Source organism: Stenotrophomonas pictorum JCM 9942 (assembly GCF_001310775.1).
Taxonomy (GTDB): Bacteria; Pseudomonadota; Gammaproteobacteria; order Xanthomonadales; family Xanthomonadaceae; genus Stenotrophomonas; species Stenotrophomonas pictorum.
This window is the reverse complement of the sequence record NZ_BAZI01000031.1, coordinates 1-15,900: the sequence shown is the minus strand read 5'-3', so window position 1 is coordinate 15,900 and position 15,900 is coordinate 1. Positions and strand designations below refer to the sequence as shown.

Annotated in this window: 12 protein-coding genes and 2 pseudogenes; 12 read left to right on the top strand and 2 right to left on the bottom strand. The window is 65.6% G+C overall.

Annotated elements, in window-relative coordinates:
- From JCM9942_RS03490 to lpxC, 9 genes and pseudogenes are all read left to right on the top strand, one after another.
- A pseudogene (locus tag JCM9942_RS03490) lies at positions 1-247 on the top strand (UDP-N-acetylmuramoyl-tripeptide--D-alanyl-D-alanine ligase); the annotation flags it as partial.
- Entirely contained in the window at positions 237-1,322 is a 1,086-nt protein-coding gene (gene mraY / locus JCM9942_RS03485; protein ID WP_054657671.1) for a phospho-N-acetylmuramoyl-pentapeptide-transferase, read from the top strand. The pseudogene JCM9942_RS03490 and the gene mraY, both read left to right, overlap by 11 nt.
- Positions 1,322-2,629, top strand: coding sequence for a putative lipid II flippase FtsW (gene ftsW / locus JCM9942_RS03480; protein WP_054657669.1), 1,308 nt, complete (start codon positions 1,322-1,324; stop codon positions 2,627-2,629). Before mraY ends, ftsW begins: the two co-directional genes overlap by 1 nt.
- Positions 2,629-3,726, top strand: coding sequence for an undecaprenyldiphospho-muramoylpentapeptide beta-N-acetylglucosaminyltransferase (gene murG, locus JCM9942_RS03475; RefSeq protein WP_054657667.1), 1,098 nt, complete (start codon positions 2,629-2,631; stop codon positions 3,724-3,726). The genes ftsW and murG overlap by 1 nt, the downstream gene beginning before the upstream one ends.
- 43 nt (positions 3,727-3,769) lie before the next feature.
- Complete coding sequence (gene murC, locus JCM9942_RS03470) at positions 3,770-5,206, top strand: UDP-N-acetylmuramate--L-alanine ligase (RefSeq protein WP_054657665.1); 1,437 nt, start codon at positions 3,770-3,772, stop codon at positions 5,204-5,206.
- A gap of 91 nt (positions 5,207-5,297) precedes the next feature.
- On the top strand, positions 5,298-6,026 hold the full coding sequence (locus JCM9942_RS03465; protein WP_054657663.1) for a cell division protein FtsQ/DivIB: 729 nt from the start codon (positions 5,298-5,300) through the stop codon (positions 6,024-6,026).
- Complete coding sequence (gene ftsA / locus JCM9942_RS03460) at positions 6,023-7,258, top strand: cell division protein FtsA (protein ID WP_054657661.1); 1,236 nt, start codon at positions 6,023-6,025, stop codon at positions 7,256-7,258. Before JCM9942_RS03465 ends, ftsA begins: the two co-directional genes overlap by 4 nt.
- A 207-nt stretch (positions 7,259-7,465) precedes the next feature.
- On the top strand, positions 7,466-8,695 hold the full coding sequence (gene ftsZ, locus JCM9942_RS03455) for a cell division protein FtsZ (protein WP_054657673.1): 1,230 nt from the start codon (positions 7,466-7,468) through the stop codon (positions 8,693-8,695).
- Positions 8,696-8,973: 278 nt separating this feature from the next.
- Positions 8,974-9,885 (top strand): UDP-3-O-acyl-N-acetylglucosamine deacetylase, encoded by a 912-nt coding sequence (lpxC, locus tag JCM9942_RS03450; protein ID WP_054657659.1) that lies wholly within the window; start codon positions 8,974-8,976, stop codon positions 9,883-9,885.
- A gap of 226 nt (positions 9,886-10,111) precedes the next feature.
- Here lpxC and JCM9942_RS18075 read toward each other — a convergent pair.
- Positions 10,112-10,545: pseudogene (locus JCM9942_RS18075) on the bottom strand (DciA family protein).
- 12 nt (positions 10,546-10,557) lie between these two features.
- Here JCM9942_RS18075 and JCM9942_RS03445 point away from each other — a divergent pair.
- The 3 genes from JCM9942_RS03445 to JCM9942_RS03435 all read left to right on the top strand — a co-directional run bounded on the left by JCM9942_RS03445 (position 10,558) and on the right by JCM9942_RS03435 (position 15,471).
- Positions 10,558-11,508: a M23 family metallopeptidase gene (locus JCM9942_RS03445; RefSeq protein WP_054657657.1), complete on the top strand. Its 951-nt coding sequence runs from the start codon at positions 10,558-10,560 to the stop codon at positions 11,506-11,508.
- A 155-nt stretch (positions 11,509-11,663) separates the two neighbouring features.
- The gene (gene secA, locus JCM9942_RS03440; RefSeq protein WP_054657655.1) at positions 11,664-14,399 is read left to right on the top strand and encodes a preprotein translocase subunit SecA; all 2,736 of its coding nucleotides are present in this window, start codon (positions 11,664-11,666) and stop codon (positions 14,397-14,399) included.
- A gap of 118 nt (positions 14,400-14,517) precedes the next feature.
- Positions 14,518-15,471, top strand: a complete 954-nt coding sequence (locus tag JCM9942_RS03435) for a Nudix family hydrolase (RefSeq protein WP_054657653.1) — start codon at positions 14,518-14,520, stop codon at positions 15,469-15,471.
- Here the strand turns inward: JCM9942_RS03435 and JCM9942_RS03430 are convergent.
- The coding region (locus tag JCM9942_RS03430) for a hypothetical protein (RefSeq protein ID WP_054657651.1) at positions 15,461-15,900 on the bottom strand (440 nt) is incomplete at its 5' end. The genes JCM9942_RS03435 and JCM9942_RS03430 overlap by 11 nt on opposite strands.

Below are 15,900 nucleotides of genomic sequence, written 5' to 3'. Positions count from 1 at the left end.
CGGGCAGCGCGCCCGCGAGGCCGGCATCAAGCGGCTGTACACGCTGGGACCGCTGAGCGAGGCGGCCTCGAAGGCGTTCGGCGAGGGCGGGCGTCATTTTGACAGCCATGCTGCGCTGGCTGCCGCGCTGCAAACCGAACTTCATGCTGGCGTGCGTTGCCTGGTCAAAGGCTCGCGCGGCAGCGCCATGGACAAGATTGTGACCACGCTGCTGCAGCGTGGCGAGGACACACCGCATGTTGCTTGAACTGGCCCGTTGGTTGCAGCAGCTGGACGATCTGTTCCGGCTGTTCAACTACATCACTTTCCGCGGCATCCTGGCGGCGCTGACCGCGCTGTCGCTGTCACTGTGGCTGGGACCGGCGGCCATCCGCCGCCTGGCACAGCTCAAGGGGGGGCAGCCGATCCGCAAGGATGGCCCGCAGTCGCATTTCTCCAAGGCTGGCACGCCGACCATGGGCGGCGGCCTGATCCTGACCACGGTGCTGATCTCGGTATTGCTGTGGGGCGATCTGCGCAACCGTTACGTGTGGCTGGTGCTGGCGGTGATGCTATGCTTCGGCGCGATCGGCTGGTACGACGACTGGATCAAGATCGCCAGGCGCGATCCCAATGGCCTGAAGTCGCGCTGGAAGTACCTGCTGCAATCCATTTTCGGTCTGGCCGCGGGCCTGTTCCTGTTCTACACCGCCGACGTGCCGGCCGCGCTGACGTTCTACATCCCGATGTTCAAGTCGATCGCGCTGCCGCTGGCGGGCGTCAGCTTCGTGACCATCGCCTACTTCTGGATTGTCGGCTTCTCCAATGCGGTCAATCTGACCGATGGCCTGGATGGCCTGGCGATCATGCCGACGGTGTTGGTGGCCTGTGCACTGGGCGTGTTCGCCTACGCCTCGGGCAACGCGGTGTTCTCCAGCTACCTGCAGATTCCGCAGATCCCCGGCGCCGGTGAGCTGGTCATCATCTGCGCGGCGATCGCCGGTGCCGGTCTGGGTTTTCTGTGGTTCAACACCTATCCGGCGATGGTGTTCATGGGCGATGTCGGCGCCTTGGCGCTGGGCGCGGTGCTGGGCACCATCGCGGTGATCGTGCGCCAGGAACTGGTGCTGGTGATCATGGGCGGCGTGTTTGTGATCGAGACGCTGTCGGTGATGATCCAGGTGGCCTCGTTCAAGCTCACCGGCAAGCGCGTGTTCCGCATGGCGCCGATCCATCATCACTTCGAGCTGAAGGGCTGGCCGGAGCCGCGCGTGATCGTGCGCTTCTGGATCATCTCGGTGGTGCTGGTGCTGATCGGCCTGGCAACCTTGAAGGTGCGCTGATGGACGACCACTCGCGTCAGGCAACCCGGCTCGAAGCCATCGGCGGCAGCTACGACAAGTGGCTGCTGGGCGCGGCCGTGGCGCTGGCGTCGATCGGGATCGTGATGGTGGCGTCCAGCTCCATCGCGCTGACGCAGAGTCCGTTCTACTACCTGACCCGCCACCTGCTGTTCATCGGCATCGGTGTGGTGCTGGCGGCGGTGGTGTTGCGGGTGGAGTTGAAGGAAATCGAGAAGTACAACCAGCTGCTGCTGCTGGGCTGTTTCGCCCTGCTGATCGTGGTGTTCATTCCAGGCCTGGGCAGCAGCGTCAACGGCGCGCAGCGCTGGATCAACCTGGGCGTGTCCAAGTTCCAGACGGTGGAGGCGGTGAAGGTGCTCTACATCGTTTGGCTGTCCAGTTATCTGGTGCGCTTCCGCGACGAGGTCAACGCCACCTGGCTGGCGATGCTCAAGCCGGTGGGCGTGGTCGGCGTGCTGGTGGTGCTGCTGCTGCTGCAGCCGGACTTCGGTTCCTCGATGCTGCTGCTGGGCATCACCACCTGCATGCTGTTGCTCGGTGGCGCCCAGATCAAGCGCATCATCCTGCCGGTGCTGCTGATGCTGCCGGCGCTGGTGCTGCTGGTGATCTTCGAGCCGTATCGCATGCGCCGCGTCACCTCGTTCATGGATCCATGGGTGGACCAGCTCGGCTCGGGCTACCAGCTGTCCAACGCGTTGATGGCGATCGGCCGCGGCGAATGGACCGGCGTCGGTCTGGGCGCCTCGATCCAGAAGCTGAACTATCTGCCCGAATCACACACCGACTTCATCTTCTCGGTGATCGCCGAAGAACTGGGCTTCCTGGGCGTGTGCACGATCATCGTGCTGTATGCGCTGCTGGTGGGGCGTGCGTTCTGGCTGGGCATGCGCTGCATCGAGATGCGCCGTCATTTCGCCGGCTATATCGCCTTCGGTATCGCGCTGTGGATCGGCCTGCAGACGTTCGTCTCGATCGGCGTGAACCTGGGCATGCTGCCGACCAAGGGACTGACGCTGCCGCTGATCTCTTCCGGTGGTTCCAGCGTGATGATGACCTGCGTGGCGATGGGCCTGTTGCTGCGCGTGTCCTATGAATACAACCGCGCGGTGCGTCGCCAGGAAGTGCGCGAGGACATCGATCTGGCCGATGCCGTCATGACTGAAGCGCCACCGGCCGGCGAACCGGCCACGGCAACGGCCATTGCCGCGGCCATGCAGACCGGTGCCTCGCGCGGTACCAGCCGCATGCCGCAGCGGGTCGAACCGACCTTCGGGAGGATCGCCTGATGGTCGCGCCGAACGCCTCGCAGGACGCACGCCCGGTGATGATCATGGCCGGCGGCACCGGTGGTCATATTTTCCCGGGTCTTGCGGTGGCCAAAGTGCTGCGCGAGCGCGGGATTCCGGTGACCTGGCTGGGCGCCGAGGGCGCGATGGAAACCCGGCTGGTGCCGCAGCACGCTATCCCTATCGATACGCTGGCCATCAGTGGCCTGCGCGGCAAGGGCAAGCTGGCTCTGCTGGGCGCGCCGCTGCGGGTGATGCGTGCGATCCGCAGTGCCGGCTACGTGCTGCGTGACCGCAATCCACGCGCGGTGGTGGCTTTTGGTGGTTTCGCCTCCGGCCCGGGCGGCATGGCCGCGCGCCTGCATGGCCTGCCGCTGCTGGTGCACGAACAGAATCGCGCACCGGGTATGACCAACCGCATCCTATCGCGCTTTGCGCGCCGTGTGCTGTCGGGTTTCCCGGGCAGCTTCGCCGGTGGCCGGGAAGAAGTGGTGGGCAATCCGGTGCGTGCCGAGATCGCCGCGTTGCCGGCGCCGGAGCAGCGTCTGACCGGCCGCATCGGACCGATGCGGGTGCTGGTACTGGGTGGCAGCCAGGGGGCGCGCGCGCTGAACAATGCCATGCCCAAGGCCCTGGCCGCGCTGGGCAACAGCGTCGCCCTCGAGGTCTGGCACCAGTGCGGTGAGAAGCTGCACGAAGAAGCCCTGCACGCCTATCGCGCAGCGGGGGTGGAAGGCCGCGTCGACATGTTCATCACGGACATGGCGGCCGCCTACTGCTGGGCCGATCTGGTGGTGTGCCGTGCCGGCGCCTCGACCCTGGCCGAATTGTGCGCGGTGGGGATCGGCAGCGTCCTGGTGCCGTTTGCCGCCGCGGTGGACGACCACCAGACCCACAACGCCGAATACCTGGTCGAACGCGGTGCCGCCGAGCTGCTCAGGCAGGACGACGCGCTGGCGATCAATCTGGAGGACGTGCTGCGCACGTTGGCCACCAATCCCGCCGGACGCATGCAGATGGCGCACGCCGCGCGTGCGCTGGCCAAGGTCGATGCGGCCGAACGCATCGCAGACATCATTCTTGAGGAAGCAGTATGAAAACGGCATCGCGCCCCCGCGCCCGCCACACCGGAGGCCGGGCATGATCCGCCGCCTTCACGACACCACCGATCTGGTGCGCGCGTTCCCGCGCGTGCATTTTGTCGGCATCGGCGGCACCGGCATGAGCGGCATCGCCGAAGTGATGCTGACGCTGGGCTACGAGGTCTCCGGTTCGGACAATGCCGACAACGCCGCCACGCGCCGTCTGGCCCGGCTGGGCGCGCGCGTGATGCGGGGCCATTCGGCGGCCAACGTGCTCGGCACCGACTGCATTGTCGTGTCCAGCGCCATCCGTGAAGACAACCCGGAACTGATGGAAGCGCGCAGCCAGCGCATTCCGATCATGCCGCGTGCGGCGATGCTGGCCGAGCTGATGCGCTTCCGTCGTGGCATCGCCGTGGCCGGTACCCATGGCAAGACCACCACCACCTCGCTGACCGCCGCGGTGCTGAGCGAAGGCGGAATGGATCCGACCTTCGTCATCGGCGGTCAATTGCTGGCCGCCGGCGCCAACGCCAGGCTCGGCAGTGGCCAATGGCTGGTGGCCGAAGCCGATGAGAGCGATGGCAGCTTCCTGCGCCTGAATCCGCTGGTGGCGGTGATTACCAACATCGACGCCGACCATCTTGAAAACTACGGCAACGACTTCGCCCGCGTGCAGGCCGCCTTTGCCGAGTTCCTGCAGCGCCTGCCGTTCTATGGCCTGGCGGTGTTGTGCATCGATGATCCGGAAGTCGCCGCGCTGGCGGCGAAGACGCCGCGTCACGTGATGAGCTACGGCCTGAGCAGCAATGCCGATGTGCGCGCCGAAGACGTGGTGCAGGATGGCCCGCGCATGCGCTTCACCCTGCGCCTGCCCGAAGGCAGCAGCGTGCCAGTGACATTGGCGCTGCCCGGCAGGCACAACGTGCTCAATGCGCTGGCCGCCGCGGCGGTGGCTTGGCAGCTGGGGGTCGCGCCGGAGACGATTGCCATCGCACTGGAGAAATTTGAAGGTGTGGGCCGCCGTTTCAACGATCTGGGCGAAGTCACCACCCACAAGGGCGCCAAGGTCCGCGTGATCGATGACTACGGTCACCATCCGCGTGAGCTGGAAGCGGTGTTCGCCGCCGCGCGCGGGGGGTGGCCGACCCAGCGTCTGGTGGTCGCCTTCCAGCCGCATCGTTACAGCCGTACCCGCGACCAGTTCGACGCGTTTGCGGCAGTGCTGTCCGAAGTCGATGCGCTGGTACTCAGCGAGGTCTATGCCGCCGGCGAGGCGCCGATTCCCGGTGCCGACTCCCGATCGCTGGCCCGCGCGATCCGCGCGCGCGGTCGCAGCGAGCCGGTGGTGGTCGGCAGTGCGGCCGATCTGGTTTCGGTGCTGCCCGATGTGCTGCAGGACGGCGACCTGCTGTTGATGATGGGCGCCGGTGATATCGGCCATATCGCCCAGCAGATCATCACCGACGGCTTCAAGGAGACGGCGGACAAATGATCCTCATCGTGCTCCCGTCTGCTGATGCCCGCGCGGTTGCCTTTTCGGCAGCGGCGTCAGCGCGTGCGTGGGCTGCGGTGGAGGTGGCACGATGAACGCGCTGCTGCGGATGCTCGCCTGGCTGCTGGCCCTCTCCCTGGTGGTGCTGCCGGTAGTGGCGGTGCTCAACGGCTGGGTGGGAACCGAGCGCTGGCCGCTGGCCAAGCTGCGCGTGCACGGCGAATTCAAGCGGGTGCCGGCCGAGGATCTGCAACAAGCCTTGTTGCCGTATGCGCGCTCTGGCTACTTCGCGGTGAAACTGCAGGATGCGCAGCGCGCGATCGAAGCGCTGCCGTGGGTGGAGAGTGCCCAGGTGCGCAAGCAGTGGCCGGATGTGCTGGAAGTGCACATCGTCGAGCACAAGCCCTTCGCGCGCTGGGGCAACGACCGGCTGCTGTCCGAGCAGGGGCGTCTGTTCGCCGTGCCCCACGGGCTGGAAAGCGCGCTGCTTCCGGAGCTGGAAGGCCCGGAAGCGATGACCGGCGAAGTGGTCGAGCTCTACAACGAATCACGCGCCCTGTTCGCGCCAGCCGGCGTGGACGTGCAAAAAGTGGTGCTGGATGCGCGCGGCAGCTGGTTGCTGGCGCTGGACAACGGCACCGAAGTGGTCATCGGCCGCACCGATGCGCGGTCGCGCCTTGCCCGCTTCGTGCGGGTGCTGCCGCAGCTCACCCGCACCCAGGTGCCGATCGTGCGCGCCGATCTCCGCTACACCAACGGTTTCACGCTGAGCTGGGGAACCCCACCGCCGGCAACAAAGCAGACGCAGGACAGGACATGAATCGCAAGGGTGACAAATCACTGATCGTCGGTCTCGATATCGGCACCTCCAAGGTGGTGGCGCTGGTGGGCGAGTACTCGCCAGGCAGCCCGATCGAGGTGATCGGCATCGGCTCGCATGAATCGCGCGGGCTCAAGCGCGGCGTGGTGGTGGATATCGAATCCACCGTGCAGTCGATCCAGCGGGCGATCGAGGAAGCCGAACTGATGGCCGGCTGCGAGATCCGTTCGGTCTACGCCTCCATCTCCGGCAACCATGTGCAATGTCGCAACTCGCAGGGCATCACCCCGATCCGCGAGGGTGAAGTCAGCTGGGGCGATCTGGACCGGGTACTGGAAGCGGCCAAGGCCGTGGCGATTCCGGCCGACCAGAAAATCCTGCATGCGATCCCGCGCGAATACGTGCTGGATGACTCGCAGGAAGGCATCCGCAACCCGGTCGGCATGACCGGCGTGCGTCTGGAAGTACATGCCCACCTGGTGGTGTGCGCGCAGTCGGCCGCCGCCAACATCAGCAAGTGCGTGCAGCGTTGCGGCCTGCAGGTGGACGACCTGGTGCTGTCTTCGCTGGCCTCGAGTGTGGCGGTGCTGACCGCCGACGAGCGCGAGCTGGGCGTGGTGATGGTCGATATCGGCGCCGGGACCACCGACATCGCGGTGTTTGTACAGGGGGCGATCTGCCACACCGCCTCGTTGCCGATCGCCGGTGATCACGTCACCAACGATATCGCGCACATGTTGCGCACGCCGACGCCCGAAGCCGAGCAGATCAAGGTCCGTTACGCCTGCGCGCTGGCGCAGATGGCAACGGCCGAAGAAAGCATCCAGGTGCCCAGCGTGGGCGATCGCCCGCCGCGTCGCATGCCGCGCCATTCGCTGGCGCAAGCGGTGCAGGGGCGTTACGAGGAGATTTTCGAAATGGTACAGGCCGAACTGCGCCGCTCCGGTTTCGAGGAAATGGTGCGCGCCGGCATGGTGCTCAGCGGCGGCGCGTCGAAGATGGAAGGTGTGGTCGAGCTGGCCGAGGAAATGCTGCAGATGCCGGTACGCGTGGGTATTCCCCAGCACGTCACCGGGCTGGGCGAAGTGGTCGGCAACCCGGTGCATGCCACCGGCGTGGGCCTGCTGCTGATGGGCAGCCAGATCGAACACCCGCGGCGGCCGTCATTGCCGGCCGGTCGCGCCGGCAGTCTGTTCAAGAAGTTGAAGACCTGGTTCCGCGGGGAGTTCTGACCGCCGGACCGGGACAGCAAGTGCAGTGCGACAAACAGCAGGGCAAGACGAAGTGCAGTAACGCGGTCATTGAAGTAGGCAACAACCGCCGGTGAGGGATATCCCGAACCGGTACACCAACTAAAACTCGCCGGTGCGGGTGGGCACGGAAGGAGAACGGATCTCCCGAATGCCCAGACCAATCACGGCAATAGAGAGGACATGGACATGGCGCATTTCGAACTGATTGAAAAGATGGCACCCAACGCGGTGATCAAGGTGGTGGGCGTGGGCGGCGGCGGCGGCAACGCCGTGGCGCACATGGTCAACACCAATGTGGATGGCGTGGAGTTCATCACCGCCAACACCGATTCGCAGGCCATCAAGAATTGTGGTGCCAAGCTGCAGCTGCAGCTGGGGACCAACGTGACCAAGGGCCTGGGCGCAGGCGCCAACCCGGAAGTCGGCCGCCAGGCGGCACTGGAAGACCGCGAGCGCATCATGGATGCCCTGCAGGGCGCGGACATGGTGTTCATCACCGCTGGCATGGGCGGTGGCACCGGCACCGGTGCGGCACCGGTGGTGGCGCAGCTGGCCAAGGAAATGGGCATCCTGACCGTGGCCGTTGTCACCAAGCCGTTTCCGTTCGAAGGTCGCCGCCGCATGCAGGTCGCGCTGAAGGGCATCGAGGAGCTGAGCCAGCATGTCGATTCGCTGATCACCATCCCGAACGAGAAGCTGATCACCGTGCTCGGCCGCAACGCCACCATGGTGCAGGCGTTCCGCGCCGCCAACGACGTGCTGCAGGGCGCGGTGCAGGGCATCGCCGACCTGATCGTGCGTCCGGGTCTGATCAACGTCGACTTCGCCGACGTGCGTACCGTGATGTCGGAAATGGGTCTGGCAATGATGGGCACCGGCACCGCCCGCGGCGATGACCGCGCCCAGGCTGCCGCCGAAGCCGCCATCCAGAATCCGCTGCTGGATGATGTGAACCTGGCCGGCGCCAATGGCGTTCTGGTCAACATCAGCGCCGGCACCGACATCACCATGAGCGAGTTCGACGAGATCGGCCGCACCGTGCACGCCTTCGCCTCGGAAGACGCCACCGTGGTCATCGGCACTGTGATCGATCCGGATCTGGGCGACGAGATCAAGGTGACCGTGGTCGCCACCGGTCTGAACCGCGCCGTGTCCAAGAACGCCCAGCGTCCGGGCGAGCGGGGTCCGATCAAGCTGGTGCGCAACGCCACCACCGGCCAGGCCGAGTTCGACGACTACGAAAGCCCGGCCGACGCCGTGGCCAAGGCCGTGGGCAATACCATGGGCATGGGCCTGCGTCGTCCGAGCTCGGACACCGTGGGGGCTTCGGCGCCGACGGCCTCGTCCACCGTTGCCGCCGAACTGCCCAGCGATTACCTCGACATCCCGGCGTTCCTGCGCCGTCAGGCGGACTGAGCGGCCTCGTTGCCGGAGGCCAGTGCCAACGCGTCCCGGGCGCACCGGTCGCGGGGGCTCCGGGCGGACGGTAATCGATGCAGCAAGTGACCCTGGAGCTGTCCACTCCAGGGGGAATGCCATGTCCTTTGTCGCCGGGCCAGGATCGGCCCGGCGGCATTTTCCGCACCGGACTGTTGCACAGCCCCGCCCTGGATGTGGGCCGGGTCGGCTGTTAACGCGTGTTATTCTTGTTTGCTCAGAGCCGCGTCTGCGCGGCAGCTTCGAACTGCACATCCATGATCCAGCAACGCACCCTCAAGAACACGATCCGCGCCACCGGTGTCGGCCTGCACAGCGGTGACAAGGTCTACATGACCCTGCGCCCTGCGCCGGTGAACCATGGCATCGTGTTCCGGCGGGTGGATCTGGAACCGGTGGTGGAAGTGCCGGCGCGTGCGGATCTGGTCACCGAGGTGACCCTGTGCACCGGGCTGACCTGCGAAGGCGCCAAGATCCAGACCGTTGAACACCTGATGTCGGCCCTGGCCGGGCTGGGGGTGGACAACTGCATTGTCGAGCTGTCCTCGGCCGAGCTGCCGATCATGGATGGTTCGTCCGGCCCGTTCGTGTTCCTGCTGCAGTCCGCGGGCGTAGTGGAGCAGGACGCACCCAAGCGCTTCCTGCGCATCCTCAAGACGGTGGAAGTACGCGATGGCGACAAGGTCGCCCGTTTCGAGCCCTATGAAGGCTACAAGCTGGGCTTCACCATCCAGTTCGACCATCCGATGATCCCGGCCAAGCAGTCGCGCGTGGAGATCGACTTTTCGACCACGGCCTACATCAAGGAAATCGCGCGCGCACGGACGTTCGGCTTCATGCGCGATCTGGAATACATGCGCGAGCGCAATCTGGGCCTGGGCGGCTCGATGGACAACGCCATCGTGCTGGACGAGTTCCGCGTGCTCAATGACGACGGCCTGCGTTACACCGACGAATTCGTGCGCCACAAGATCCTCGACGCGATCGGTGACCTGTATCTGGCCGGTGGCCAGGTGCTGGCGGCCTATGAAGGCTACAAATCCGGCCACGCGCTCAACAACAAGCTGGTGCGTGCGCTGCTGGCCGATGAAAGCGCATGGGAATGGGCGAGCTATGACTCCCCGGCAGCCACCGATCCGGTGGTCTATGGAACCCCGGCGTACGCCTGAGCGGAACCGAAGTTTGACCGTAAGAGGGGCTGGCGCCTTGCGCCGGCAACTGTCGGCTGCGTCATGAAAATGTGAATCCGCAGTGGGTCCCAGCCTTAATTTAACCTTAAATTAACAAAACGCTAACTCCTGCGACCTCGTACGCGGCTAGGATTCCTGCCGGCCTCCTGTGGTGACCGTCGCCGGTCGCTTCAGGACAGCTGGGGCGGGGACGCCCCGTTTGCGCTCAGGAGCGGGTGGATTTCACATCCTGAAGGGCATCCAAGGCATCACGCAGACCTTTGTGCGTGGCTGCCGAAACTGCGGTACTGCGCTGATTTTCACGCACTGGGGAGTGCGGCGGTGCGGTTGCAGTCTTGACGGTCACCCGCGTGGCCTTCAGCCCGATGGATCGGGCCGCGTCGAGCAACTGGTCTTCGGCAAGCCGCACCTTGCATGCCAGACCGGGGAATCGACGAGAAAAACGAGGTGTTCGCCGTCCACATTGGCCAGCCGGCAACGGTTTGCCAGCGCAGGCGGCAAATGGGGGCGCAATTGCCGGTCCATCGCATCGAGCCAGAGAGCCCGGCGCAACGGATTTCCTGCTTTGTCCGCCATCACCGTCTCCAGTGCCAGTTTGGGCACGGAGCGGGATCGAACACTGGATTTCGGCTCAGACATAAGAAATTTTCAATGGCATTTAAAAAGATCGTAATCAAAACGCGTGAACAAAAGGCCAAGACGCCGTTTGCCCGCGTTCAGATGTTTTTCGAGGATCGTCCGCAGGCCCTGCTGGGCAGTGTGCTTGGCATCGGTTGCCTGATGGGCGTGGCGTTGAGCCTGGCCATCGGCATGGTGGGCGATTCGGCCCTGCAAGCCAAGGTGGATCGGCAGGAACAGGAACTGGCCAAGGTCCGCGCCGACGCCCAGACCCAGGTCAACGCGCTGGCAGCGCGACTGGGCGAACTGCAGGCCCAGGCCACGCGGCTCAATGCGCTGGGCGAACGCCTGACCCAGATGGGCAAGCTGGAAGACGGCGAGTTCGATTTCAATGAAACCCCGGGTATGGGTGACGGCGAGCCCGGTCCGACCCAGGACATTCCGGTCAGTGCGGTCAACACCGACTTACAGATGCTGGAGCAGCGCTTCGCTGCTTCAGGCAAGCAGCTCTCGGTGCTGGAGTCGCTGCTGTTCGACCACCAGTTGGAGCAGAACGCCGTGCCTTCGCGCATGCCGATCAGCAACACCTACATCACCTCCAACTTCGGCACCCGCGCCGATCCGTTCGGTCGCGGCCGGGCGACGCACAAGGGGATGGATTTCCACGCCCGTGTCGGTGATCCGGTGATGTCCGTGGCCGATGGTGTGGTCAGCTTCGCCGGCGTGAAGGGCGGCTACGGCAACGTGGTCGACGTCGATCACGGCAATGGCTATGTGACGCGTTATGCGCACAATTCGCGCCTGACCGTGCGCGAAGGCAATCTGGTGCGCGCCGGGCAGGAAGTGGCCAAGGCCGGTTCCAGCGGCCGTTCGACCGGTGCGCACGTGCATTTCGAGGTCTGGGAGCGCGGTAATGCGGTCAATCCGCGCAAGTTTCTCGGTGAAGGCGGCAACACCCCGGTGGGGCGTCGCAGCCGCGGTTGACCGGCTTGGGGCGGACGCTTGAATCGCCAAGCCCCCGCCCCAAGCTACAATAGGCGTTGCCATCGACAGGGCGCATTGCGCCCTGTTCTGTTTGTGACCGGCAGTCCCAGGGGGCGGTACGGTCGTACGGCATTTCATTCAAACCGGTTCCTTCAATGATCAACAGCCTGCTTACCCGCGTTTTTGGCAGCCGTAACGAGCGCCAGCTTCGCCAGCTCAACCGTATCGTCGCCAAGATCAATGCCTTGGAGCCGGAGATCCAGAAGCTCTCCGATGACGCGCTGAAGGCCAAGACGGCCGAATTCCGTGAACGCATCGCCGGCGGCGAAGCCCTGGACAAGGTGCTGCCGGAAGCCTTCGCGGTCTGCCGTGAAGCCTCCACCCGCGTGCTGGGCATGCGCCATTACGACGTGCAGCTGATTGGCGGCATGGTCCTGCACCTGGGCAAGATCGCCGAAATGCGCACCGGTGAGGGCAAGACCCTGGTGGCTACGCTGCCGGTCTACCTCAACGCGCTGGAAGGCAAGGGCGTCCACGTGGTCACGGTGAACGACTACCTGGCCCGCCGCGACGCCGCGCAGATGGGCAAGCTGTACAACTGGCTGGGCCTGAGTGTGGGCGTGGTCTATCCGGGCATGCCGCACAGCGACAAGCGCGAGGCTTATGCCGCCGACATCACCTACGGCACCAACAACGAGTTCGGTTTCGATTACCTGCGCGACAACATGGCGCTGACCAGGGGGGATCGCTACCAGCGTGGCCTGCATTACGCCATCGTCGACGAGGTCGACTCGATCCTGATCGACGAGGCGCGTACCCCGCTGATCATCTCCGGCCCGGCCGACGATTCCCCGGAGCTGTACATCCGCGTCAACCGCGTGGTGCCGGGCCTGATCAAGCAGGAAGCCGAGGACGGCGAGGGCGACTACTGGGTCGATGAGAAGGGCAAGCAGGTGCACCTGTCCGAAGCGGGCATGGAGCACGCCGAGGAACTGCTGCGCGAAGCCGGCATCATCGGTGCCGACAACGAAGGCGGCCTGTATGCCGCGCAGAACCTGACCGTCGTCCACCACCTCAACGCCGCGCTGCGCGCCCACGCCATCTACCAGCGCGATGTGGACTACATCGTGCGCGATGGCGAAGTGGTGATCGTCGACGAATTCACCGGCCGTACCCTGGCCGGCCGCCGCTGGTCCGACGGCCTGCACCAGGCGGTGGAAGCGAAGGAAGGCGTGCCGGTCCAGCGGGAAAACCAGACGCTGGCCAGCATCACCTTCCAGAACCTGTTCCGCATGTACAAGAAGCTGTCCGGCATGACCGGTACGGCCGATACGGAAGCCTTCGAATTCCAGAGCATCTACGGCCTGGAAGTGGTGGTGATCCCGACCAACAAGCCGACCGTGCGCAAGGACCACCCCGACCAGGTGTTCCTCAACCGCACCGGCAAGTTCAACGCGGTGCTGGCCGACATCGAGGAATGCGCCAAGCGCGGCCAGCCGGTGCTGGTGGGTACCACCTCGATCGAAACCTCGGAGATGCTGTCCGAGCACCTGCGCAAGGCCGGTGTGCAGCACGAGGTGCTCAATGCCAAGCAGCATGACCGCGAAGCGACCATCGTCGCCAACGCCGGCCGTCCGGGCTCGGTGACCATCGCCACCAACATGGCCGGTCGCGGTACCGACATCGTGCTCGGCGGTTCGCTGGAAACCGAGCTGCACGAGCTGGGCGACGAGATCAGCGACGAGCAGAAGGCCGCCGTGAAAGCCGCCTGGCAGGCGCGTCACGAAGCGGTCAAGGCGGCCGGCGGCCTGCACATTGTCGGCACCGAACGCCACGAATCGCGTCGTATCGACAACCAGCTGCGTGGCCGTTCCGGCCGTCAGGGTGATCCGGGTTCGTCCCGCTTCTACCTGTCGCTGGAAGACAACCTGATGCGCATCTTCGCCTCGGACTGGGTGCAGAAGGCGATGCGCATGATGGGTATGAAGGAAGACGACGTCATCGAAGACCGCATGGTCAGCCGTCAGATCGAGAAGGCGCAGCGCAAGGTCGAGGCGCACAACTTCGACATCCGCAAGAACCTGCTGGACTTCGACGACGTCAACAACGACCAGCGCAAGGTGATCTACGCCCAGCGCGACGAGCTGCTGGACGCCGAGTCGGTCAAGGACAACATCGACGGCATCCGTGGCGATGTGATCTATGACCTGGTGACCCGCTTCGTGCCGCCGAACTCGGTGGACGAGCAATGGGATCTGGCCGGTCTGCAGGCGACGATGGAATCGGAGCTGGGCGTGCAGATGGACGTGGTCGGCCTGGTCAAGGCGCACGAGGAACTCGATGCCGAGGCGATCGCGCAGAAGGTGATCGACTTCATGGACGAGCACTTCGCGCAGAAGGAAGCGGCCGTGGGCAGCGAAACCATGCGCGCGCTGGAAAAGCACGTGATGCTGACCGTGCTCGACCAGAGCTGGAAGGAGCATCTGGCGCGTATGGATTACCTGCGCCAGGGCATCTACCTGCGTGGTTACGCGCAGAAGCAGCCCAAGCAGGAGTACAAGAAGGAAGCCTTCGAGCTGTTCTCGCAGATGCTCGAAGACGTCAAGCGCGAAGTGATCACCATGCTCTCGCGCGTGCGCGTGCGCAGCGAGGAGGAAGTGGCCGCGATGGAGGCGCTGGAACGCCAGCAGGCCGAAGCGCGTCTGCAGATGTCGCAGTTCCAGCACCAGGACAGCGGTGGCTACAGCGCCGATGAGGAAGCCGCGCAGGTGGAGGCCGGCCCGCAGGGCGTGGCCCAGATCACCCGCGAGGAGCCCAAGGTTGGCCGCAATGATCCGTGCCCGTGCGGCAGTGGCAAGAAGTTCAAACACTGCCACGGCCAGCTGAGCTGATCGATCAAAGCCCCGCCCCGTGCGGGGCTTTTTTCTGGCCCGGTCTCCGCCCCGGCACGCGGGTGCGGCCGGCACCGGAATGTTGCGCCGAAGGGCGGGTTTTCGGCATTCTCAGCCCATGACTTCCCCCTTGCGCTCGATCCACGTCGTGGCCGCCGTCATCACCGACGCGCGCGGCCGTATCCTGCTCAATCGCCGCAGCGGCGACAGTGACATGGCCGGGTTGTGGGAGTTCCCCGGTGGCAAGCGCGAGCCCGGCGAGACCTCCGAACAGGCGCTGGCGCGCGAGCTGCACGAGGAGCTCGGCATCGAGGCCGAGATCGGCGAGTGGGTGATGGACGTGCCGCAGCTGTATCCGGACAAGCGCCTGCGTCTGGAGGTGCGCAGGGTGCGGCACTGGAAAGGTGTGGCGCGTGGCCGCGAAGGCCAGGCCATCACCTGGGTGACCCCGGACAAACTCTCCCGGTATTCGATGCCGCCGGCCGATCTGCCGGTGGTGGCGGCGCTGCGCCAGCCCGACTGCTACCTGGTCACGCCCGAGCCCGCGGACGATGCCGAGGCCTGGCTCGGCGGGCTGGAAGACGCACTGGACAGCGGCATCCGCCGCGTGCAGCTGCGCACCCCGGCCTGCGCGCAGCGCACCGCGCTAGCCCGGCAGGCGGTGGCGCGTTTCGGCCGTGATGCCGATTTCCTGCTCAACCGCGATATCGAACTGGCGCGTGCGCTGGAGATCGGCGTGCATCTGGGCGCCGAGCAATTGCTGCAGCTGGATACCCGGCCGCTGCCGCCGCATCTGCTGGTCGGTGCCTCCTGCCACGACCTGCCGCAGCTGCGCGCCGCCCAGGCGCTGGGCTGCGATTTTGCCGTGCTCGGTCCGGTGCAGGTCACCGCCAGCCATCCGCAGGCGGCCGGTATCGGCTGGGAGCAGTTCGAATACCTGCGTGAGCAGGTGTCGCTGCCGATCTACGCCATTGGTGGGCTGACCGCGGAGGATATCGGTCGCGCCCGGCGCGCCGGCGCGCAGGGCATCGCTGCGATCCGCGGGCTGTGGCCGCGTCCGGTTACAGGGTGATCCAGAAACAGTTGTACTGGCGGCGCAGGTTGAACACGGTGCGCGAAGGCGTGGCGCTGTTGGCCAGGGTCTGCTCCAGCCGCAGTCCGATCGGGCGACGCGGCGGCGCGGGCGGGGGACTGACCCCCACTTCCGGGACAGGGGCCTGTTGCGGATCCACCGGGCTGCCATCGGTATAGGTGAACGGTTGCGGCGGTGCCGGCTCGTACGCGGGTTCGGGGGGGAACACCGGCGCGATATCCACCAGTGGCCGCTGCACGATGGCGTCCAGGCGGTCCATCACATGGGTAGCCGCCGCCGAAGAAAGCCCGTTCCACAGATAGATGCCCGACAGCCGGTTCGCATCGCGGGCGTCCACTGCACGTTGGATCTGTGCGACTACCTCGCTGAGCCGGCGCGCGCAGCTGTCGTGGTACAGGCCGCTGCCAC